Source organism: Chitinophaga sp. CCNWYY40 (assembly GCF_037483205.1).
GTDB lineage: Bacteria > Bacteroidota > Bacteroidia > Chitinophagales > Chitinophagaceae > Chitinophaga > Chitinophaga ginsengisegetis.
Map to the genome: position 1 here is coordinate 323,151 of NZ_JBBHLF010000007.1, position 21,920 is coordinate 345,070.

The 21,920-nt window shown below is 38.6% G+C and carries 23 protein-coding genes; all 23 read right to left on the reverse strand.

Annotated elements, in window-relative coordinates; translation table 11 throughout:
• Nucleotides 1-29 precede the first annotated feature (29 nt).
• The gene (locus tag V7S65_RS26885) at nt 30-932 is read right to left on the reverse strand and encodes a glycosyltransferase family 2 protein (RefSeq protein ID WP_336388962.1); all 903 of its coding nucleotides are present in this window, start codon (nt 930-932) and stop codon (nt 30-32) included.
• Nucleotides 929-1,945 carry an EpsG family protein gene (locus V7S65_RS26890; protein WP_336388961.1) on the reverse strand — a complete coding sequence of 339 codons (1,017 nt, stop codon included), beginning with the start codon at nt 1,943-1,945 and terminating at the stop codon, nt 929-931. Before V7S65_RS26890 ends, V7S65_RS26885 begins: the two co-directional genes overlap by 4 nt.
• A 40-nt stretch (nt 1,946-1,985) precedes the next feature.
• Entirely contained in the window at nt 1,986-2,759 is a 774-nt protein-coding gene (locus V7S65_RS26895; RefSeq protein ID WP_336388960.1) for a glycosyltransferase family 2 protein, read from the reverse strand.
• A gap of 14 nt (nt 2,760-2,773) precedes the next feature.
• Complete coding sequence (locus tag V7S65_RS26900) at nt 2,774-4,315, reverse strand: DUF4838 domain-containing protein (RefSeq protein WP_336388959.1); 1,542 nt, start codon at nt 4,313-4,315, stop codon at nt 2,774-2,776.
• A gap of 330 nt (nt 4,316-4,645) precedes the next feature.
• Nucleotides 4,646-5,755, reverse strand: coding sequence for a polysialyltransferase family glycosyltransferase (locus V7S65_RS26905; RefSeq protein WP_336388958.1), 1,110 nt, complete (start codon nt 5,753-5,755; stop codon nt 4,646-4,648).
• A gap of 17 nt (nt 5,756-5,772) precedes the next feature.
• Nucleotides 5,773-6,342 (reverse strand): acyltransferase, encoded by a 570-nt coding sequence (locus V7S65_RS26910; protein WP_336388957.1) that lies wholly within the window; start codon nt 6,340-6,342, stop codon nt 5,773-5,775.
• A complete protein-coding gene (locus tag V7S65_RS26915) occupies nt 6,342-7,598 on the reverse strand; it encodes a lipopolysaccharide biosynthesis protein (protein ID WP_336388956.1) in 1,257 nt (418 codons plus the stop codon). Before V7S65_RS26915 ends, V7S65_RS26910 begins: the two co-directional genes overlap by 1 nt.
• 45 nt (nt 7,599-7,643) lie before the next feature.
• On the reverse strand, nt 7,644-8,801 hold the full coding sequence (locus V7S65_RS26920) for a sialidase family protein (RefSeq protein WP_336388955.1): 1,158 nt from the start codon (nt 8,799-8,801) through the stop codon (nt 7,644-7,646).
• A gap of 92 nt (nt 8,802-8,893) precedes the next feature.
• Entirely contained in the window at nt 8,894-9,556 is a 663-nt protein-coding gene (locus tag V7S65_RS26925) for a hypothetical protein (protein WP_336388954.1), read from the reverse strand.
• A gap of 11 nt (nt 9,557-9,567) precedes the next feature.
• Nucleotides 9,568-10,536 carry a Gfo/Idh/MocA family protein gene (locus tag V7S65_RS26930; RefSeq protein ID WP_336388953.1) on the reverse strand — a complete coding sequence of 323 codons (969 nt, stop codon included), beginning with the start codon at nt 10,534-10,536 and terminating at the stop codon, nt 9,568-9,570.
• Nucleotides 10,521-11,498, reverse strand: coding sequence for a Gfo/Idh/MocA family oxidoreductase (locus V7S65_RS26935; protein WP_336388952.1), 978 nt, complete (start codon nt 11,496-11,498; stop codon nt 10,521-10,523). The genes V7S65_RS26930 and V7S65_RS26935 overlap by 16 nt, the downstream gene beginning before the upstream one ends.
• A gap of 42 nt (nt 11,499-11,540) precedes the next feature.
• Nucleotides 11,541-12,026, reverse strand: coding sequence for an acyltransferase (locus V7S65_RS26940; protein WP_339546692.1), 486 nt, complete (start codon nt 12,024-12,026; stop codon nt 11,541-11,543).
• Between the two features lie 146 nt (nt 12,027-12,172).
• Nucleotides 12,173-12,916, reverse strand: coding sequence for an SDR family oxidoreductase (locus V7S65_RS26945; protein ID WP_336388950.1), 744 nt, complete (start codon nt 12,914-12,916; stop codon nt 12,173-12,175).
• Nucleotides 12,909-13,835: a Gfo/Idh/MocA family protein gene (locus V7S65_RS26950; RefSeq protein WP_336388949.1), complete on the reverse strand. Its 927-nt coding sequence runs from the start codon at nt 13,833-13,835 to the stop codon at nt 12,909-12,911. Before V7S65_RS26950 ends, V7S65_RS26945 begins: the two co-directional genes overlap by 8 nt.
• Nucleotides 13,832-14,545: an acylneuraminate cytidylyltransferase family protein gene (locus tag V7S65_RS26955; RefSeq protein WP_336388948.1), complete on the reverse strand. Its 714-nt coding sequence runs from the start codon at nt 14,543-14,545 to the stop codon at nt 13,832-13,834. Before V7S65_RS26955 ends, V7S65_RS26950 begins: the two co-directional genes overlap by 4 nt.
• Before the next feature lies 1 nt (nt 14,546).
• Complete coding sequence (locus V7S65_RS26960) at nt 14,547-15,590, reverse strand: nucleotidyltransferase family protein (protein ID WP_336388947.1); 1,044 nt, start codon at nt 15,588-15,590, stop codon at nt 14,547-14,549.
• On the reverse strand, nt 15,590-16,264 hold the full coding sequence (locus V7S65_RS26965; protein ID WP_336388946.1) for a PIG-L deacetylase family protein: 675 nt from the start codon (nt 16,262-16,264) through the stop codon (nt 15,590-15,592). The genes V7S65_RS26960 and V7S65_RS26965 overlap by 1 nt, the downstream gene beginning before the upstream one ends.
• A gap of 43 nt (nt 16,265-16,307) precedes the next feature.
• On the reverse strand, nt 16,308-17,504 hold the full coding sequence (gene neuC / locus V7S65_RS26970; protein WP_339546695.1) for a UDP-N-acetylglucosamine 2-epimerase: 1,197 nt from the start codon (nt 17,502-17,504) through the stop codon (nt 16,308-16,310).
• Entirely contained in the window at nt 17,494-18,426 is a 933-nt protein-coding gene (locus tag V7S65_RS26975; RefSeq protein WP_336388944.1) for a GNAT family N-acetyltransferase, read from the reverse strand. Before V7S65_RS26975 ends, neuC begins: the two co-directional genes overlap by 11 nt.
• 10 nt (nt 18,427-18,436) lie before the next feature.
• Nucleotides 18,437-19,444, reverse strand: a complete 1,008-nt coding sequence (neuB, locus tag V7S65_RS26980; protein WP_336388943.1) for an N-acetylneuraminate synthase — start codon at nt 19,442-19,444, stop codon at nt 18,437-18,439.
• Between the two features lie 2 nt (nt 19,445-19,446).
• On the reverse strand, nt 19,447-20,082 hold the full coding sequence (locus tag V7S65_RS26985; RefSeq protein ID WP_336388942.1) for an acetyltransferase: 636 nt from the start codon (nt 20,080-20,082) through the stop codon (nt 19,447-19,449).
• Between the two features lie 34 nt (nt 20,083-20,116).
• Entirely contained in the window at nt 20,117-21,115 is a 999-nt protein-coding gene (locus tag V7S65_RS26990) for a ketoacyl-ACP synthase III (protein WP_336388941.1), read from the reverse strand.
• Between the two features lie 8 nt (nt 21,116-21,123).
• On the reverse strand, nt 21,124-21,879 hold the full coding sequence (locus V7S65_RS26995; RefSeq protein ID WP_336388940.1) for an SDR family NAD(P)-dependent oxidoreductase: 756 nt from the start codon (nt 21,877-21,879) through the stop codon (nt 21,124-21,126).
• Between the last annotated feature and the right edge of the window lie 41 nt (nt 21,880-21,920).

A 21,920-nucleotide genomic window follows, 5' to 3' on the forward strand; every position in this document is an offset into this window, starting at 1 on the left:
CAAAATTTCGTTGATAATATTAATAAAAATCAAATTGTCCTGGTTTGCCGGGCTCTCATCCTGATAAGCGCTGCAGGACTTATAAAACCTACAACTGCTGCCATAAGAAACTTATAATCGAAATTATCAAGGAATGCCTTAAAATAATACACCCCAGACTTCCTATTAAGATTAAGTAAATAAGTAAATGCAAGCAATGATTCTCTTACCGCTTTCCGCTCTTTCTTTTGAGCCGCTGAAAGCTTTTCAATATCATTTACGTACTTGTCGTCTATTTGCTGAAGGGCAACATGGGCTTTAGATATATCTTTAGACAATCCACTTGAATTAGTAAATGCAAAATAATAAGAAAGTTGTTCATTCACCAACATTGTCTTCGCTCCTGCCTTTACTATCCGGATTAAAAACTCATAGTCTTCAATAGCTACCAAAGAAGCATCAAAGCCGTTCACCTTCTTAAAAAAAGTTTTCTTTACTGTAAAACAGGAGGTGCCTCCGATTACATTACCGATCAGGATATCATTATATGTAATGTTAGCCTTGGGTTTTGTAAGATAACCTACCTTTTGATTGACATACTCGCAGTACACCGGATGATATATAAGGTCCAGGTCCGGATTTTTACGGATGGCGTCTATCAAAACAGCAATTTTGTCATCCCGGTAAAGATCATCATCATCCAGAAAAGCGATCCACTCATAGTTACTCTTCCAGACTCCTGTATTTCTCGTTTCACCGGCACCCTTATTCGTTTCATTGTTGAAAACGGTTACCTGATAGTTATAACGTGATAAATCAAGATGCAAAGGATTCAGATGGTCGTCGTTAACAACCACCACTTCAAACTCTTTATTTATTTGAGTATTCAGGCTCTCCAGCGTTTTCTTCAGAGAATCAACTCTTTTATAAGTTGGTATAACTACACTGATCATTTCACTGATGTTGAGGACAAGGTTTTTTGTACGATTTCGCTTAGATAAATGGCCAACCCATATACAAAGAAAGCAAATAATGCAATTTGACGCGATGCTTTAACGGGTTTGATTTGTAATAAAATCCGGGTATATATAATAGGTTCGAGTATAAACCTTAATAATCCAGCTCTATTATATGAATAAATATTAAATATAAATAGCGTTTGTAGTAAAAAAACAACAGCTACAAACTGAAACAGCTTTTCAAAATATTTGTCTTCCAGTAATTCAAACTTCATAATGAAGAAGTAATATATAGGAAACTCTAAATATGTGGGATGTATTAGGTAGGCAAAACTACCGCCTTTAATATAAGGAGCAAGACCGGGAACGAAAGACAATACTCCCGTCATTAATACAAATGAAGTGAATAAACATCCCAACCAAATGATCGGGTAAAATTTAAAAGGAACAAATTGAATGGCATAAAAAAGCACAATAAGCATTCCTGTAAACTGATGGCAAAGAAAGGTGATAACAGCAAAAAGGAAGACCTTGCCATGATTACCGCGCTGAAAATGGTAAAAAGCCATTAAAAAGAAGGGAATAGCCAACCCCTGCCTTATTGCATTACCATATAAATTGATAAAAGAGCCTGAGAATATAACACCAATAAATGATAAATAGTGATAGTTACAATCCAGCTTTCTATAGGCCAGATAAGTAAGAAAGATTGAAAGGAATGCAGTAACAAACAGGAAAGCCTCATCAGACAAACCGCTTTTACTCAATAGCCAGGCATATCCCCAAAAGAAAGGCTCAATAGCCACTCCAAAATACTCCCTGATCAGCAGAAGCGATTGAAATAAATTTTTGTCCAGAAGATTATAAGCTGCAACATAGCCCTTTGTGTCGAAACCGGCATCCAAGGGCCGGGTACCAACGACAACCGCAGCTAATGTGATAGTAATTAAAGCGATAACTGCATTTAAATGCCGGGATTGCAAATGGATTTTAAATACGTTAATCAAATAATTAATTATATATATCAGGACCATGAATAATAGAATGTTAAGTCTTGTATCGCCTCTTAAGCTGTAACACTTTGGTGGGCACTAAATTAGACAATAAATCTTTTATCCATGCTTTCTTCTCATTTATCCTTGCCTTACCTTTAGTTATCAGCTTAAAATCAAGCAACATCCGATTCTCTTCCAGTTGATAAGCCAACCGGCTGCGATTACTAAACCCATCGCCTTCAATGATTGAAATAGCCTGATTTATATACCGGTATTTACATTTATCCAAATACAACCTGGTAATCAATTCCCGATCACCAATAATCCTGTAACTTAAATTAAAATGATATTTTTTCAGATGGCTTGTTATGATAAACACTGACTGATGGCAAAAAGGCATTGCATTATCAGAAACCGGCACCTGATCCGCTTTTTTTAATACGAGGTAAGGTCTGTGCCGGATATACGTATCACCATAAATGATATCAGGAAGCTCCTGTTGAATTTCAGGTTGATTGAAAATATCAGCCAGCACATGTTCGTTATAAAACGTATCTCCTGAATTCATGAATATAGTATATGCTCCCGTTGCAACAGCAATTCCCTTATTCATGGCATCATAAATTCCTTTATCTTTCTCAGATACCCAATAATCTATACTGCGTTCATATTTCTTGATAATATCAACAGTACCATCAACAGATGCACCATCAATAATAATAAACTCTATTTCTTTGTATGTCTGATTAACGATACTCTTAATTGTTTCTTCAATATGTGTGCAATCATTGTAAACTACAGTAATTACTGTAATAGTACTTCCCATATTCTTTTGATAATTTAGTTTTTATCAGCTTTCTTGCTATCGTTGATATAATCCTTCAGTGTTTTGTTATTCTCATTTACAGAGGTATTAGTATTGGAATACTTCTGTAGTTCCAGTATCGCCTTATTCAGTTTTTGCGGGTCACGCTGCTTTTTATTTGTTCGCTGAATTTCCACATTGGTATAGTCAAAATCCAATCTTATCTGCATCAGGTTGTCATAATAACGGCTGTTCTTCGGTACCTTTTTCAATGAATTATCCAGATTTCCATAGTAATTATCCATTTTGTCCGGAGAGAATAAGCTGGTACTCAACCGGTCGGGGGCATAATAATGATTGATATCTGTCTGCCTTCCATTGTTGATCAAATTACCGAGCAATTGCTGAACATCTGCTGAGGCTGGCCCGTAAGCATAATCTGCATACTGCTTGATTAACTTGTTTACATCTGCATCCGGGTTCCATAATAACTGTGAAGCAACATAACACCGCAGATCCGCGAACTCACCCCCTTTCTGGATATTCCCCTGCAGAAAAATTTCTTTAATTCCCAGGCTCTTATAATACTGTAGTGATTGTGCTATTGATTGAAAATTGGGATAAGGCATTAGCAAATGTGAGAAATTCACAATGTAATCCCAGATGATTATTTTCCTGGTTTGTCCCAACCAACCTGTCAGCCATTTACGCATATCGCCAAAACTCGCATCTGTAGCAATGTTTCTTCCTTTATTTCCCTGTGTTACACAAAACACAATAACCACATTGGACGCCAGCTTAAACTTATCCGGCGAAGGAGGAGGGGCAGAAAATCCATAGGCAAGTGTAGAAATAGACACATCCGGATTATCCTTAGCTAATCTGTTCACGAATTCAAAAAGGGGGCCGCCACGGGTACCCAAACGCTTTTCTGTTGCCTGGCACTTATCACATTGGCAAACATTATTATTATCCAGCTGGCTAAAGCTCCAGATCTTTTTATTAGGAGCATTCCGGATTTTGTCTCTTAAGTTTTTTAATACTATCTGGTATACGTCGTCATTGGAATAGCACAATTGAGTGGTACTTCTCTTTTGGTTAACCAGTGCAAAGTATTCAGGGTTACTCTTAAAATATTTGGGCACATCAATAAACTGGTACGCGGTGTGCACGAAATTGCCCCATTTGCTGTCTTTGGTGGCCCAGATATGATTAATCTCATTCCAATCCATGAAAGACTCGTCAAACCCGTTTTTATAATATAGGTCCCTGGACAAAAATGGTGGATTATATACAGTGGTAGTATTGGCAACAGTAAGGTTGGCAACGCGGTTAACTTTTACACCGGTGGTATCGAACACATTTGCATTGAGATACTTCTTCAGGAATTCAACTACCGGATACTCCAGGCGATCTGCAGATTTGCTGACCAGCGATATCCTGCTCTTCTTTATGTCCATTATAATCCCATCGCTATTAAGCGAGGCCTTATTTATAACAGGGTCTTCTTTAAAGTCAGTTTGTGTACCAATCGCCACACAATTGGTACAGGATACATTACCCTGTTTGATATTCATTTTAAAGCCTGTTGCCTTATTTACAACGTTCTGAAATAAAGTGGCTGCATTGGAGTAGCTTGCATCTGGTATTACTATTGCAAAATTACTCGTACTACCAGTAATTAATCTGCATTGGGCCGATGCCATGTTGTACAGAAAAAGTAGCATACATAAGCTCAAAAATACTTTTGCCTTTACCATTTTCTTAAATTTCAGGTTTCGTTATAAAATTCGCGGGAACCGGGTGTTAACCTGGCAATCATTCTCTATCTGATCCATGACATATACTGATATCCTGTAGTTCCTTGCATTGTATATGCAACAATTCGTCCAATATTGATCAGCAGGCTATTTTTTTGCTGCAAATAACTGACTTAATGTAGCGCCGTTCTCTGCCAATTCAAGCCCACAATGGTATCCTGCACGTACTCCCGCAAAATTAGCCACAAAATTATATCCTATATAATTCAAATATCCATCCATCATTTGTCCAACGGAAGAATGCTTTAACTCTGGTATTAAATGATAAAGAAAAAAAGGCTCAATTCCCTTAAAATACAAACTACGTAACGAATTTGAATAAAAAGAGGTGGAGTACTTAGGTAGTAATTGTTCTACCTGCCGCTCCACAGGAGTTTTAAAATCATCCACAAGGATCACACCGGTAAACCGGCGTGTTATTTTCTCAATTTCAGTTCTTGTCTCCAATGTTTCCCTGGGGTGAAACTTAAAATATACATTTTTAAAATTAGTAGAAAGGGTTTCCAGTATCTCCGACAAATACTTCAGATAATCCGGAAAGTTAATATTAGGCAGATTATAAATATCCTGGTTTATAAAGATAACGGTGTCATCTTTTAAACCTGATATAGGTGCTTCCTTTGCCTTTAACTGATAAACCGGGATATTCCTTTGAAACGGGGATTTAATACTCAAGCCTATTGCATCAATATATTCGTCTTTGATAACAGGTAACGGCAGTGAATTTTTCTCCGCAATTATATCCATAAAATCAAATTTATATATGGTTCGGAGTACCCATTTCTGGAAAGCATATTTTAACGAAAGCCCGGTAGAAGTCATATTGCCCACGGCAACTGTTGCCATTCCATCTTCCAGCATTACTACCTTACACCCTGCATCTTTAAACAACTTAACTATAAATTGGTTCAGTATTTCATAGTCAGTGAAAAAAATCAGCGTATCAGTGGCAACAGGCTGTATTAACTTCCTTACTTCTGCCAGGTTCTTTTTAATCCTGAAATAATAAAACAAGCTCTTAATTCCATTCACCGAAGATGTAAAAGTATATACCTTTTTAAAATTCTTAAGGTAAGCACCTTCCGGATTCAGCATGTGAGGCACTCTGATCAATACCATTTCCTGGCCATCATCAGGAGACCGGTATTTCTCAAAATCATCTATATGATAATTATTATTAACTAAAACATACATCATAACATCGTCTTAATACATCAATAAAACTGTCCTCGCTCTTTTAACCTGTTGAACAAATCAACATCTCTATATTTGATGATCCTGGCAGGATTGCCTCCAATAACAGCATAGTCCGGAACATCTTTTGTAACCACAGTATTAGCACCAATAACAACACCTTCCCCAACTGTTACGCCAGGAACTATGGATACGTTTGAGCCACACCAAACAAAGTCCTTAATGATGACAGGTTTCTTTACTACGGTTGTATCATAAGGAATATGTGTATCACTATTGTAATTATGATTGGAAGAAAAAATAGTTAACCCCTTTCCTGTATGAAAATACTTCCCGATAGTAACCCCCCCTGAACAATCTATAAATGTATCAGACTTAAGGTGACTGGTTCTGTCTATTGAAAAACCAGATAAGTCGCCATTATAACTACCAATTTGTATACCATTGAACCCCTGTGGAACAAAATTAATATGGCAGTTTGTTCTGCGGGAATACCGTTCTACTTCGGCAGATATGATGAGTCTGCGAAGCTTACCTATTATAATATCTATCTTAAAAAGTAAAATTAATTTTACTAACAGCTTATGCATTATAATATATTATTGGTGTTCAGTATTTTAATTCCATTAAAATAAGTAATAACGGACAGTACTATAAAAGCGAACAAGGTGCCAACTGCCGGCGCATATATATGCAGGTAAGGAATAAGAATAAAGGACGTACCCAGGGACACAACCGCACAAATCCAAATAACCACTGTCTTCAACTTATTGTACTTAAAATAGTCCACTACGATGCCGAGTGTCATATATATCCCAAAAAACGCCTGGGCAAAACAAAGCAGGTAAATGATAGGCAATGATGCTTCATATTTTGCTCCTAACACAAAATGCCAGGCAAAATGAATAAAAATACATCCTGCCGCCGCAATAGACATAATAATAAAAGCATACAACAGGTTCAGCTTTATAATAAAACCACGGCCCATTTTTTTATTCAGCTTCCTATATACCAGCGGAGACACCACCTTCAGCATCGTTTGGTTGAAGGTAGTAATAATTGAACTGATACCATATGCTGCAGCATAAATACCTACTTCTTTCAACGAATAGAAATGAAGTAATATAAATCTGTCTGATTGGTTTATAATCCATCCGGCAAGCACTGATATCATCAGTGGCCATCCAAATAATATAAAATATCTAAATTTTTCTTTGTTAACAACGTACTTAAATTCCCTACCTATTGAACTAAACACCCAGAAACGGAGAATCACCATTATCGCCTCGGTAAGAATTAAAGCAATGATTCTGGATTGCCAGTTCAATTTTAACAGGGATATAAAAATTACAGAAAATAAAAAAGCCAATAGTATTCCCACAAAATTGAAAATGCCAAACTGCGTTGACTTAGCATGTTGGATTAACTCTGTTGAATGTACAGATGATAATAATTGAAGTCCACCATACAATACAGAAGTAATAATAACAAAACTATAAACCGGCAGAAAAAGAAGAGTGCACAAGGCAATTCCTAAGAAAATAAGAATCAATGTAACAATGAAACTCACATATTCATTTCTAAACTTCTTATACTCACTCTCATTCAGATCTACAATATTAATCGCCTGCAGATTTGTAGCAGAAAAAGATAATAAAGCCGGCATGAAAAAAACAACCCCTAAAAAGATGCCAATCATGCCATAGTTCTCCGGCTCCAAATGAGTGGTTAAATAAGAGATAGAATAAAAGCCAATGAGCGAACCTATAATTGTAAACGCATAATAATTTACAAAATGTTTTACTTCACTTCTACCTAATAAAGATTTTATTTTCTGTACGTTCATATTTCTAAATACCTCACGCTTTTCACTTAACATTAAAATCTTATCCTAATCGTCAACATCCACCATTTTTGTAAGAATTCTCTGACTTCCATGTGGAGCAACATTATACACAATAGCTGTCTTTTTATTATTTTGAAAGAACGCAGGATAAGAATAATCTGAATTGGATAACCATTCCACATTGTAACCATCTTCCCAGGTACGTCCACGATCAGAACTAAATGCAACAGTCAAAGGAAATCTGTTGGAATATCTCACTGCAGGATCTATGAATTTATTATTGTTCCAGATAAGCGCCAGTTTATCGGAATTATCAAGCGTGCAAATGGTGCTCGGCGACTCGGGGCTTATTAAATTCGTCAGTACCGGTCTTGACCATGTCAGTCCAAGATCGTTACTTCTTGAAATCACAATCCGTCCGGCAGTAGACCTTATCACCATCAGTAATTCGGACGACTTTCCGATCTGTACAACTCCGGGTTCCATCAACGGGATGGTAGTGGCAAGCGTTTTTGATACACTCCAGGATTTCCCATGATCATCAGAATAATAACAGAATACGCCCATTCTATCGGCATATTGATTTACATCGGACGTATAACCAACAGGGATAATAATGCGCTGGTTTGCCATAATTACCCTGTTATTGTTCATCGTATTATATCCATCAATGGTATTGATTTTTGTTAAATTACCCCAGTTTTTCCCCCTGTCAGTTGAAACCTTGAAGTAAACATCACAGCTCCTTGAGCTATGCTTCACAGAAAAAAACAAACCAATTGAATCTCCTTTTATCTTTATCAGGCTGGGGGCAGCTGTTTGAATATTTCCCACATTACTTTGTATGATAATTTCCTCTCCCCAGGTTTTTCCATTATCCTGACTTTCTTTAGCTACAATATCCACTGTTCCCCAGTCAGTAACCTTGTGATACCGGCTTACAGCCATCAACAAATGATTCGAATCCAGTGCCATCACGGTAGGAAAGCCGTAGCCGTTAAATTCATCTGTATATCTGAATGGTGTTTGGTTGGTTAAAGTTCTGTTCCTGGGAGATCCAATTAACCTGATGGAGGTATCTGTTTCAAAACTTATGTAATCAAAGAGAGCATCCAATTTTTTTAAATCTCTGTCTTTTTTGCAACCTGTTAATAAAATGGGAAGGGCAATACAAAAGCAGCAGACAATGTAGACTAGTTTCATTTTATTTCTGATTTTTTAGATAAAGGGCGATCTACTTAATTTATTATGATGATGATTATTTATAAAATGTACAACCAACTTAAATGTTACAATCAACCAGCTTTATTTCTTAATTCATCAATTATTCCAGTCAGCTTCAGATAAACGTGACGGTGACCAATTTCATTAATATGATGATGGTCACTCATAATTCCTTCATCCGGCATGTCCGCCAAATCTATTACCCGGGAACCGAGAACTGATTTTAGGGCGGAATTGTAATTATTAATATTATCTGCTATTCCCGGTAACTGCTCCTCGTATACTGTTCTCGCAGGTATTATAGTAAACCATACAACTTTATCCTGTAGCAAATGGCCGAATTCTCCAACCATCTTTTCAAACTGCGCCATTGGGGTATAGGTTAGTTTCCGGACCTTCCGGATGAAGGTTGTATGCCTCTTAAATAAAACACTATAAATCTTACGGGACACGAAGTTACTGTTTATAACAGCAGCCTCCCATTTTTTCAGTGCCCGGGGTGCACAATCCACTATCCCTGCATGAACAATAACAAGATCAGGGTTTACTGGTTGAAAATAATTAAAATACTGCTCTTTAAGAGTGGCCAGTGTAGCCCCTCCAAGTGATAGGGATATGAATTTTATATCTTTATACCTATCTTTTAATTTCTCTATATAAGTATCCTCAAATTGAACACTTTCCGGAGTGCTCCGGGGCAACCCAAGTGAATCTGTTATGATTATCACCTTCATAGCGTTTACTGTTAGAATTTACCCCCGGTTAAAATCTGAGTATAATAAGTACAATTCTTAATATGTTCTGATAAAGTCACTAATTTATCGAACTCTCCAAATATAAATGCTTTTGTCTGATTGTATAATCCTGGCTTAAATTGGGTATCCAGACTATCTTCTATTGGAAAATCCTCCACCTGTACAGAACCCAACTTTTGTATTTGTAATTTTTCCAATGGCTTCAAATAAAGCCTGTGCCGGGCAGTCAGTATCTCCACTCCCCACCTTCCCGGTGCTTTCCAGTTTGCCTGATAAGCAAACAATCCGCCATTTTCAGTAATACCGGAACCAGCAAAAATTGCAACCGGATGCCACGGTAAACGATCAGCTGTGTAAGAAGACATGGCAGCGGGTGCGCCTCCAAGGTAAAACGCCAGATCAATTACATGCGTTGAATTAGCAAATAACCAATTTTCTTTAACCCCTTCCGCTTTCTGCAATGGCGTAATTACATGCGACCATTCTGTGAACTCAAAATTAAATGACGATACCCCACCATCTTCCGCTATAATTTCGCGTAAACGCTGCACTGAAGCATAAAATCTGCGGTTATAGGCAATAAATACCTGCGTTTTATGATGCTCCATTGCGGCATATAATGCCACCGCGTCTTCTATACTTTTGGCTCCTGGCTTTTCTACCAACACTTCCTTAATACCCCATTGCGCTAACTGAAGTGTGGTCTCCTTAAGCATCTCAGTGCCGGTGGCTATAATAGCGCCTGTATAAGCAGTTGCTGCATGTGTATCAATAAACGCGGAAAGACCTCCGATAACCGGCCGAACCCCGGTAGCTGCCTCGAATGCCGCAGCAGACTCCTGACCTCTCCCTACTACGTCAAACTGAACATTAAGCGCGCCCAACACTTTGGCATATGCCTGCGACATTGGACCACTACCCACCAATAAAATCTTCTTATTAACTATGTTATCGGACATAAATCTTTACTTTCTTTATTAATCAGATTAAATTTATCGATAAATGTTTGCAACAATGCGAGATGCAGGGATGCAGAAGTTGCATAAGAAGCAAGTTCGCAATATCCTTTCCTGATCAGATCATTGGCAACCTGTGTTCCTACCTGGCTTTGCATCGGAAAGCTCACTTTCTCTTTAACAAACACCCAATCATTTGCAGCCGAAGCATACTCATACTCCCTGGCTGTTTCATTGATGATCCAACAGGCCGTTGGTGTCGAAATTTTAATGATGATCGGGTGTGAACCTGTTTTGTAAGAGGTGACTTCCATGCGATGTCCTCCCACAGCTCCCAGATATAAACTACCAGAAAACTCCACGTAGCCCTGCCTCTTGGATTCAGTGTATTCGTCATCAATAGCTTCACTTAATACTGTTACTTCACTTTGGTTTACAATGAAACTGAATATATCCACAAAGTGAATACTGTTACATCCCAGTCCCCAGCCACTTCCTGTAACAGTAACATTCACCGGCCCCTGATCTTTCAATTCTGTTGCAATACTCTTATAAAGGTCGAAGGTCCTTCTGGGGCAATTAACCCATACTTTCATTTCAGGACGATCTGCCAAAACCGGGGCAACCTCTACATAATCACTCTTTCTTGGAAAAAGAAACTTTTCAAGAATAAGATGTTTTACTTCAGAACCTGCCAACAATTCTTCTATGACCTTTTTACGAATGATCGAATTCGTTGCAACTATTACAATATCAAGACTGGAAGGTAAAGCAGATATTTCATTGATATAATATACTTCATGGCTGCACGTCCCTTTTACTTCATCAAAACGGCTACGGGCTGTACTTAGAGATTCGTTATTAATGTCAGCCACGTATATGGTCAATGATGTATCTACATTTGCTAAAGCCTGCAAATGCCTGCTTCCTAATTGTCCGGCGCCAATAATCGCTACTGTTCTCATATCTGATTTAAAATATTATAAGCAATATATCCTGCTTCCTGATTAAAAATTGATGTCGCCTATTCTATTGTTATCCTCTTTTACCGGCAAGTACTTAATGATTTTTGCAGGTATTCCCCCCGCTACCACTCTCGCCGGCAAGGATTTAGTAACAACGGATCCTGCGCCCACTACTGAATTTTCTCCAATAGTCACGCCTGGTAATATTACTGCATTCGCACCTATCCAGCATCCGCTCTTTAATACTACCTGTTCGGTGGCTGTATGCCCCTGATCTATAATCTGTTTCAACGGATCATTAAACGCATGATTACCTACATAGATGTGAACCCCGCTGCCAATCAATACATCATCTTCAATAATAATACTTGTTTCCAGTTCCGGAGAAGTTCCATGTAAGTGACTGCAGGGACGTATTACCACCCGTTTGCCAATGGAAATTTTAGAGCACCCTACTGCATATGCCCCAGGCCTGAAAGCAGCTGTATCATCAAAATATTTAAATTTAGACTTACACAGTTTCAGCATGGAAGACGGAAAATGAAGTTTCCAATGTGTAAGCGGAATATCCGGGCCAATTCTGTCTGAACGCCTCCAGAATCTTATTCTTGAAAATAATTCTTTAAACCACATACGCAATCATTTGAGATATTACAGATATCGCATGCCGGATATTATATAGCTGTCCAGCCACCATCAACTAGCAAATTATGCCCGGTGATATAAGCAGCTCCCTCGCTTAATAAAAAAGCGACCGAAGGTGAAATATCCGCCGGTGTTCCCAATCTCTTCAAAGGCACCTTTTGCTCATATTGCTGAATAAATCTTTCCGGTTGATGATTGAAAATGCCACCAGGTGATACACAGTTTACCCTTACATTATACTCACCGTAAAATGCCGCTACATATTTTGTGAAATTTATAATTCCTCCTTTAATAGCTGCATATCCGGATGGATTGATAATAGGGGTACCTTCATAAATAGTAAAATCAGGCCCCGTTACGCCATAAATAGATGCAATATTTATCAAACTGCCGCTTCTCTGGATCTTCATCTGGTTCAATACTACCTGGCAACATTTTACATATCCCACCAGGTGCGATGATACATTCTTCTCAAATGACAGCATTGACTCCTCATTAAAAGGCACTTTGCCCCAATCATCCGTACGGGGATAAGCGTTATTAACCCAACCATCAATACGTCCGTGCCTGTCTAAAATCGCCTGAAGTACCTGTTTAATCGACTCCACGTCGGTTAGGTCGGCCTGCAGCGAATCCTTCTCTATATCATTCTCTGCTACTATATCAATAGAAACAACAGTGGCTCCCTCACCCCGTAAAAAGCTAACAAACTCGCTTCCTAGCTGACCATTGCCTCCCGTAACTGCTATTATTTTGTTCTCAAGACTATTCATTGCCTAAACAGATTTGTAATACATTAAAAGCTTCCTGAATATTATTCATTAAAGGCTTGTTATTATTCTTTAGTGATGAAATAAAATATTTCATCTGCTCAACGTATGTGTACTCAGGTGAGATATTTGAGGAGAAAAGCAACTCACCATTACTCCTTACTTCCTGCCGGACGAGATCCATTACAACAGTTTTATCGCAGAACACGATTTCACACACCCGTTTCGTATCCCGCCTGTAATAATTAAGTGTGATACTTACTACAAAACGATCATAGTCAAGTAAATAATTGGCGTAATCTACTGCATCTATTCCAAGAGACGAGTTGGATTTCAGTAACCGTTTCACTCCCAGCGGCTGCTTCCATAACCAGGTAACATAATCCAGTTCATGAATAAGATCAAGATGTACACCGCCACCCATATTACGATTGGCGCTATAAACCGTTTTGAAATCTACTCCGGGTCTCCAATCAGGTAAATAAGAACCCGCATAAACATTCACTTCATTTATTGCTGTTGGGTTATTTATTGCTAAGTCCTTCAGAAAAACAATGCAGGGATGAAACCTCAGATTACAAGCCACATAAGATGTAAGATTCCGCTGATTAATTTCATCAATCAACGCTTGCCCACCTTCAAGCGTATGAAAAAGTGGCTTCTCAATAAAAAGCGGAATATTGTGATAAAGGAGGCTTTTCAATGTGGCAAAATGCGCGAAAGTGGGGTTCGAAACAATCGCAAAATCGAAAGAAATCCCAGCCTCTTCGATAGATGTAATACTTACGATATCTGTAGCATCAGATGGGCGAATACCGGAAGACCTTAACGCATAGATCTGAATATCACCAGGATAAAGTGTCCTCAAAGCACTGATATGCTTCTGTGCAATGGACCCTAATCCTATTATCAGCACTTTCATAACAAAAAGTCCAGTTTATTATTGACCAGTAAATATTCCATGAAATCAAAATCTACCGGATGATCCAAGTCAAAGCAAATATGCGGAACAACATACACCAAAGATCTGCTGGTGATAGCAGTTGGATGATTACTTTCGAAAAATGCTCTTTTATAAATGTAAAACGATGCGTTCATGTCATACACTTTCGGAGCCGATTGTCTTGTTAAAAACTCGCCCTTCTTGCATAATTGGTAGTAGCCCTCATTATTGGATTCCACCATATTAAAATAAGGGTTTCGGTTAGCAGGGCTTACTGAAAAAATGTTGACTGCTGCTGTATCCTCTTCCACCATCTTTAAGGCAGTATTAAGATCTTCCTCTGTCCGGAAAGGAGCCGTAATATCAAGATCAATTAAATAATCAAACTTAATCTGTCTTTTCTCTTCTTCATAACGCATCAAATCTACAATCACAGGCATTTTTCCTATTGCATCTGTTGCCAGCTCATCAGGTCTTCTATAATCGGAACGCAGCCCGTATTCTGCAGCCACGGCAATAATTTCATCCGCATCCGTAGATAATGCAATCACACAGTTTTTCCCGGCGGCAAATTTTTTTGCCGTATCAATAGTGTAAGCAATAAGCGGTTTCCCGTTCAAAGGACGTATATTCTTACCAGGGATGCCCTTAGAGCCACCCCTCGCACAAATCGTAATTAAAATATTCATTTTAAAATTTAATATGCTTGATATCGTTCTGTGCTCTTTCAAAATCTTCATGCTTACCAATATCCAGCCAATAACCGAGGATTGGATAATGTAGTACCTTCTTCTTTTCGGATATTAACAACTCCATAAAATCAGTTGCATTGTAAAAAGATTTTTTAGGAAGCAGTTCTAACAATTTCTTCTTGAACAAATAAATACCACCATTTGAGTAGTAGCTATAGGTAGGCTTTTCATCAAAAGAAATTACCTGCCCGTTATCTATTTCTAATACAGCGTATGGCACTTTTACCTGGTAAGGTATGCTGGCAATCATCAGGTCTGCTTCTGACTCTATATAGGATTTGTAAAAATCCGCAAAATCAATATTCGTAAGCAGATCGGAATTCATCAGCAATATATTATCTGTATTAAATGAATCCACCAGACTTAATGCACCGAAAGTTCCCAATGGCTCATCTTCTTCTACATATTGAATACTTACTTCTCTTTCGGAGCCATTTCCAATATGTTCTTTGATTTGATGTCCCAGGTATCTGATAGAAATGATAATGCGATTAATACCGTAGTTAACAAGCCGGTCAATATTATGTTCTATTATTGGCTTTCCTCCAACTTTCAAAAGCGGCTTTGGACAAGTATCGGTGAGTGGCATTAAGCGTTCTCCTCTGCCTCCTGCCATTATAATAGTATCTAAAGGCAAGAGGGATATTTTCACACGCAGGTTCAATATATCTACAATCCGGTGATCTGCATCTATTATAGGAATTATCTTAAGATTCTTTTTGGAAAAGATATCCAGCTGATCAAGAGAATAATCATTTTTGAAAATGAAAATAGGGTCAGGCTGAATATATTCCATGATAGGCGTTTCAAAGGAATACCCTTTGATAAATCCCCGGCGGATGTCACCGTCTGTAAGCGATCCTATCAGCTTGTCATTTTCATCCACAACAAACAGGATGGCATCTATAGCCAACAGATTCAGCTTATTAAGTGCGTCCTTTACACTTTCGTTTTGCAGTATGAGGTGTTTACGGAATTCCATCAGTCTTTGTCAATAAATTTAATTAACTGGAAAGCTTCTGCATATTTAACGCCTACGCTTGCTCCTCTGAAGTGAGCTATGGCCCGGATGTTTTCAAGGCTTCTTGGAAAAGGATGTTCACCTAATTCTGATTCATAGATCTCCATAATTTCCAGTTTCTCATCTATGAACGGAGAAATATCTACATAGTAATTAGGCATAAAAACCCGCTCAGGCAGGGCTGGTGCGAATTCTGTTTCTGAAATACACTCATACATCAATACACGCTTAATACCCGGATAGCGGAATGATTTGGTACATGCCATTATTGCATCAAAAACAATTCTGTGGTCACTATGGGCATCAGAACGATTTAGTACATAAATATATTCAGGATTAACTTCCTTAAAAACAGCAGACACTTTAGGTACCATATCAATTATAGTAGCAGAATGCAACTGCATTGTAGGATAATCGAGTTTAAAAGTTTTTTCAACATGTAACCGGGCGGCCACTTTTTCAATCTCCTCATTCCTGCTGTCTATCCTTTCTCTTGAAAATCCATACTCTTCGTATAATCCTGTTATAATTAACCAGTAAATCTTATCTCCATTCCTGGCATGTTTCAGCATTGTTCCTCCTACGCCAATAACTTCATCATCCGGATGTGCTGAAATAACAATAATATTCGCCATAATTAATAATTCTTGATGAAAGACTGCGAAACCTGTAAGGTGTTTAAAGTTGATAAGTAATATTTTTATAAATCAGTTTGTCATCTATTTTAATAGTACGTAGCACCTCGCTGATTTTTCCTGCACTATTACCTGTTCCATACGGATTAACGATTGACTTAACACCTGCCCTGTAGGTTTCGTCAAAAATAGATTTCTGAATGGCGTTTAGAATTTCATCTTTATCATAATCTGTATAAATAACGTTACCCGCGCTGAAACGTTCCCGCTGCCGGCTGCCAATATTTACAACCGGCAGGCCAATAGAGGGGGCTTCCAATATACCTGAACTGGAATTACCAATTAAACAGGAGGCGTTCCTTAACAAATTAATATAATTAAGCCTGTCCAGATTTTTAAACAAACGGAAAATCTCAGGATATTGCTGAGAATATTGATTGATCATTTCTATAATAGCAAAATTGCCGGCATCAGAATTCGGATAATTAATAAAGCACTTTACACCGGAAGCAATCACAGCCTCCAGTGTCTGTATTATCTGGCTACCCGCATCCGCGGTTTCTGTTATAATCGGATGCTGGATCAAAACAATATATCGCTCATCTCCGTTGATAAAGTTCTCCAGTGGTTTAATCTCCTCCCTTTTTAACAACGGACAATTAATAAACTTATCCAATGAAGGATTACCAGTATTAAAAATACGGAATTCATCTTCACCTAATAGCCGGATTACTTTTGCATGCTGTTCTAAAAATGTAAAATGAATATGTGCAAACTTTGTAGTGGCATAACGTACAGCATTATCAATATTGCCATCGTTGGCAATATCCCCGCCGGCAAGATGCGCCACAGGAATACTAAGATAAGCAGCCGTCAGCGACACAGAAATAGCTTCCTCCCGGTCTCCCACCACCACTACTATATCCGGTTGTTCGCGAACGAAAGTATGCGCCAGTCCCGTGATTTGGCTACCAATTCCTGCCACTCTACCAATTTTATCTTCTGTACTGATCAGGTTGTATATTCTATCCGCAATCTCAAACCCGTCTTGTTCAATATTCTTTATTGTTTTACCAAATGTTTCCGATAAATGCGCTCCTGTTACTACCAGCTTCAAGCTCACATCTTCACATTCGTTCAGTATTTCCAATACCGGCTGCATGATATCGTATTCCGATCTTGCCCCGGTAACAAAAAGTATTTTCCGTTTATTATTCATTATTTCTTTATTAATAAACATCTGAATCTCCCATTTGAATCCACCAATTTTTATCCTGCTCCATATCCGGTAACTGGAAAGATCGGATTCCCATATAAGTAACCGGTAAATTGTTTATAAACCCAAGCTTTTCAAAATACAAATGACGCTCATCATGCAATGGCATCCAAATATTCAGCTGTTGATATCCATCTGTATAACTGCCGGCAAGATGCTGCAAAACACTCTTTGTTATCCGCTCATTTTTGGCAACGCACCACTCTATGATATCCAACTGCTTTTTTCCGGATACTCCAAATTCTTTCACCACTACATAGCCATCCACACCATCATTAATGTGCCAGATGGTATACTTATTTACGGGGTTATCCACATATCTCCAGTTCAGGTACCCGCTGTCTTTCCTGACCTTAACGCGATAGTCATCAAAAAAGGAAATCTGCGCCTGGTGATGTGTTTCGTTAAATGCTGTAATTGTTGTAACTGTATCCGATAATTTTGGGGAAAGCAGTGTGATATCACAGGTCATCATTGGCAATACTCCTACGTCTTTCCAGGATAGATTTTTTATGAATCCTCTGTGTGAATTATTATTGGGGAATCCCCATACTGCCACCATACCGTGCCGGGTTTGCATATCCTTATATAAGGATTCTGCCAGTTGCTGGAATACACCAAGTCCGGTATAGGAAGAATGGGTCATTGTAGTCATTGATAATCCGGTTAGCTGTTGGGTATGATCGATATCCAGCACCACCGGAGAAACAGCATAATGACCAACCAGCGTCTGATCATCCCACATAAGCTTTATTGCATACTTATGGGAAGGATTATTTTTGAATCGCCAGTTCCAATATTCAACAGACATAGGTTTGCCAAAAACAGACTCAAACAATTCAGTTATTTTAATTTCGTCACCTGGTGTATAATCGCGGATATCCATACGTCTATTTTTAAACGGTAATAAGCTCGTCTTCTTCAAAATCTTTGATGGCTACTTTCCCCACAATACTATCCCACTCCATTGGACTAATGCCCGTACCCGGACGCTTCGTGGTAAGATTGGCCTCAGATAAAATATCTCCTTGCTTTATCGGAGCAGCCGCAACAATACTTTTACGTGCTACCTGTTTGTTCTTCTCTTCTGTAGCCGTAGGCGCCTTAATACCTGTTCCTAATGCTTTTTCTATATTCCTGATTGCAGTTGCCATTTGCTTTAACTCCCCGGGATCAAGCGAAGCGCCATGATCAGGTCCTTCCATCCCTTTGTCAAGGGTAAAGTGCTTTTCAATAAGCCGGGCGCCAATTGCGACAGCTGCCACCGGTATTTCAATGCCTAAAGTATGATCAGAATAACCAACGGTGATGTCAAATTCGGCTTTCATCTGAAGCATTGCCTTTAGATTAACATCCTCAATTGGTGAAGGATATTCGCTTGTACAATGCAGGACAATAATATCGTCTTTATGCTTGCCTTCTTTATACAATACGGACAAGGCTGACGCTACTTCGTCCATCGTGGCCATTCCTGTCGAAAGCACTATTTTTTCAAAACTTTGCGCCATTTTCCTCAAGTAGGGTAAATTGGTTATCTCTCCGGAAGGCACTTTCCCTAGTTTGATCCCCAGCGATTTTAACAGGTCAATACTATCAAGATCAAAAGGAGTAGACAAAAACTCAATTCTTTTTTGCTTACAGTATGCTATTAACTGATGGTGGGCATCCAGGTCAAGTTCCAGTTTTTTCAGCATATTAAGCTGACTTTCGTCCTGATCATTCATACTTTGCAACTGGTAATCTGCTTTCCTTGCATGCTTACTTGCAATATTCTTGGCTTTGAAAGTCTGAAATTTAACATAATCGACCCCGGCCTCACTGGCAGCATCAATCAGCTCTTTGGCCAGTTGTATACTTCCGTTATGATTAACACCTGCTTCGGCAATTATTATGGTATGATTCATAATTATAAAATTTTTACGAAGGGAACTCCAATATATGTACCCTCTTCCTTAATATTTCTATGAATCAGGGAAGCCGCTCCTATCTTCACGTTGCTGGCAATATTTATCCCCTGATTGATAACTGCGCCACTACCTACAAAAACTTCATTGCCCGTACAACATCCCCCATTTAATACTGCTCCGGTGGAAATATGACAATGCTCACCAACTATCGTGTCATGTTCTACAATTGCATTGGTATTTATAATAGTATTACACCCTATTACAACATCAGCATTAATACGTGCCCCATGCATAATGACAGTACCTTCGTTTACAGTAGCATGCCCGGATACATAGGCAAAAGGAGATATCACCGTAGCTACCTGTGCATTCAGCGATTTCAATAAGTCCCATATGCGGACACGTATCCTGGCCGATTTGATCTGCCCAACGGCAATCAGAAAATAATGGTCATCCTTTACCAGCCCGGCTATATCATCCTCTATACCGATAACTTTATAGCCTAATGTTTCAGTTCCTACTTTTTCCGGCAGATCAATAATACCTTTAATGGTATATGACCCCTCTTGTTCAATAACATCTATACATGCTTTTGCATGCCCTCCTCCTCCTATTAAAATCAAATTTTTACTCATAAAAAATTCTCTTGAACAACGTTATATAGTAAAACTAATACTGTATAATGTTGGCTCCCCAGGAATAGCCCACACCAAATCCAGCAATCATTACCTTCATTCCCGGTTTTATCTTCTGTTGTGTTAAAGCACTTTTAAGGGCAATGGGTATAGTAGATGATACAGTGTTACCACAATCTGCGATATCAATAAAAAATTTGTCTTCCGAGATGCCTAATTTGAGTCGCAAATGTTCCAGCATATATTTATTTGCCTGATGGAATACAAATAAATCAATATCGTCCTGAACCAGATTATTTTTAGCCAGTACCTGATTTACCATGGCAGGCACTGATTTTAGGGTAAAGGCAAATATCTCTGATCCGTTCATGAATAGTTTATTGGGGGATAATCCATTCGGGGCTTCCGCAATGTCTGAATCCTCCAGATGCTGATAACGCATTCCTCCTCCCTTAACAATGAGATTATTGGCACCGGCACCATCAGTTCCGTAGGTAAACTTTAATATATTATTTCCTGTATCGGCTTTACTGATAAAAGAAGCTGAAGCTGCATCGCCGAATATCGTTCTTACACTTTTGTCTGCCTCATGTATATGTTTGCTATAGGTTTCAGATGTAATAAGAAGTACATTCTCAACTTCTCCTGAAGCAATTAAACCTTTCGCCAAACTCAAACCATATACATAACCGGAACATCCAAGATTAAAATCCAACGCCCCTGCAGTTACAGGAATACCTAATTCATGTTGCACGATACAGGCAGTGGTGGGTAAAAAATAGTCGGGACTTTGGGTACATAACAAGATAAACTGTATATCTGCAGGAGCTATTCCATATTCGTTAAATAAGTTATTGGCAGCTTTTACTGCCATTGTTGAGACAAACTCATCTTTATCAGCAATTCTTCTCTGCAGAATTCCTGTTTTCCTGGCGATCTTATCAACAGACCAATCAGGAAACAACCCGTTAAGATCATTATTGGTCAATGACATTTCCGGTAAATAATATGAAATAGCTTTAAGTGTTATCATACCTACTTTTAGACAATTGTTAATCCTCCGTCTACCACAAGCGAAGTACCTGTTACCCACTTACTGGCATCCGACAATAAATAAATAGCGGCATTAGCCACATCTTCAGGTTCTCCGTAGTCGCCCAGGGGATATTTCAACTTATCCGCTTTCACACTTTCTTCCGATACCGTTAACATCATTTCATGATACATCTCTGTTTTTATCATGCCTGGCACAATTGTATTAAAGCGGATTTTCTTTGACGCATATTCCAGGGCCATCACCTTACAAATACTGTTAAGCGCGGCCTTAGAACCTGCATACGCACCAAATCCTTTCACAGCTGTATATACACCATTCACAGAGGTTAAAAATACTACCGAACATCCTGGTAATATTTTCTTCTTATTCATTAACTGCCTTACGAGATTTACCGGTGCCAGGTAATTAACCATCGTAATCTCGCTCAATTGACCAATATCCAGTATTTTTATTGGAGCCAATTTTAAAATCCCGGCTGAATGCACAACACCATGCAACAGAGGCATATTTTCCATTACGGAAGAAAGCGCATTATCATCCGTGATGTCAACCGGAAGTACCATATGCCCACTACCTGCCAGAAGATCCAATGTAGCATTTAATTTATCGATGCCTCTGGCCAGCAGAACAACCCTAGCGCCCAATAAAGCAACAGAAATTGCTATCTGTTTGCCAATACCGGAAGATGCCCCTGTTATAAGAATTACTTTACCTTCTAAACTAAATGCAGCATTCACCATCACTGAATTATTAACCATAATAGAATAAAGTCAGACACCGT

What these genes read in the sequence shown, in the direction of transcription:
- V7S65_RS26885 (WP_336388962.1), bottom strand. Translation starts at nt 932, where the DNA reads ATGATCAGTGTAGTTATACCAACTTATAAAAGAGTTGATTCTCTGAAG.
- V7S65_RS26895 (WP_336388960.1), bottom strand. Translation starts at nt 2,759, where the DNA reads ATGGGAAGTACTATTACAGTAATTACTGTAGTTTACAATGATTGCACA.
- V7S65_RS26900 (WP_336388959.1), bottom strand. Translation starts at nt 4,315, where the DNA reads ATGAATATCAAACAGGGTAATGTATCCTGTACCAATTGTGTGGCGATT.
- V7S65_RS26905 (WP_336388958.1), bottom strand. Translation starts at nt 5,755, where the DNA reads ATGATGTATGTTTTAGTTAATAATAATTATCATATAGATGATTTTGAG.
- V7S65_RS26910 (WP_336388957.1), bottom strand. Translation starts at nt 6,342, where the DNA reads ATGCATAAGCTGTTAGTAAAATTAATTTTACTTTTTAAGATAGATATT.
- V7S65_RS26915 (WP_336388956.1), bottom strand. Translation starts at nt 7,598, where the DNA reads ATGAACGTACAGAAAATAAAATCTTTATTAGGTAGAAGTGAAGTAAAA.
- V7S65_RS26920 (WP_336388955.1), bottom strand. Translation starts at nt 8,801, where the DNA reads ATGAAACTAGTCTACATTGTCTGCTGCTTTTGTATTGCCCTTCCCATT.
- V7S65_RS26925 (WP_336388954.1), bottom strand. Translation starts at nt 9,556, where the DNA reads ATGAAGGTGATAATCATAACAGATTCACTTGGGTTGCCCCGGAGCACT.
- V7S65_RS26930 (WP_336388953.1), bottom strand. Translation starts at nt 10,536, where the DNA reads ATGTCCGATAACATAGTTAATAAGAAGATTTTATTGGTGGGTAGTGGT.
- V7S65_RS26935 (WP_336388952.1), bottom strand. Translation starts at nt 11,498, where the DNA reads ATGAGAACAGTAGCGATTATTGGCGCCGGACAATTAGGAAGCAGGCAT.
- V7S65_RS26940 (WP_339546692.1), bottom strand. Translation starts at nt 12,026, where the DNA reads ATGCTGAAACTGTGTAAGTCTAAATTTAAATATTTTGATGATACAGCT.
- V7S65_RS26945 (WP_336388950.1), bottom strand. Translation starts at nt 12,916, where the DNA reads ATGAATAGTCTTGAGAACAAAATAATAGCAGTTACGGGAGGCAATGGT.
- V7S65_RS26950 (WP_336388949.1), bottom strand. Translation starts at nt 13,835, where the DNA reads ATGAAAGTGCTGATAATAGGATTAGGGTCCATTGCACAGAAGCATATC.
- V7S65_RS26955 (WP_336388948.1), bottom strand. Translation starts at nt 14,545, where the DNA reads ATGAATATTTTAATTACGATTTGTGCGAGGGGTGGCTCTAAGGGCATC.
- V7S65_RS26960 (WP_336388947.1), bottom strand. Translation starts at nt 15,590, where the DNA reads ATGGAATTCCGTAAACACCTCATACTGCAAAACGAAAGTGTAAAGGAC.
- V7S65_RS26965 (WP_336388946.1), bottom strand. Translation starts at nt 16,264, where the DNA reads ATGGCGAATATTATTGTTATTTCAGCACATCCGGATGATGAAGTTATT.
- neuC (WP_339546695.1), bottom strand. Translation starts at nt 17,504, where the DNA reads ATGTTTATTAATAAAGAAATAATGAATAATAAACGGAAAATACTTTTT.
- V7S65_RS26975 (WP_336388944.1), bottom strand. Translation starts at nt 18,426, where the DNA reads ATGGATATCCGCGATTATACACCAGGTGACGAAATTAAAATAACTGAA.
- neuB (WP_336388943.1), bottom strand. Translation starts at nt 19,444, where the DNA reads ATGAATCATACCATAATAATTGCCGAAGCAGGTGTTAATCATAACGGA.
- V7S65_RS26985 (WP_336388942.1), bottom strand. Translation starts at nt 20,082, where the DNA reads ATGAGTAAAAATTTGATTTTAATAGGAGGAGGAGGGCATGCAAAAGCA.
- V7S65_RS26990 (WP_336388941.1), bottom strand. Translation starts at nt 21,115, where the DNA reads ATGATAACACTTAAAGCTATTTCATATTATTTACCGGAAATGTCATTG.
- V7S65_RS26995 (WP_336388940.1), bottom strand. Translation starts at nt 21,879, where the DNA reads ATGGTGAATGCTGCATTTAGTTTAGAAGGTAAAGTAATTCTTATAACA.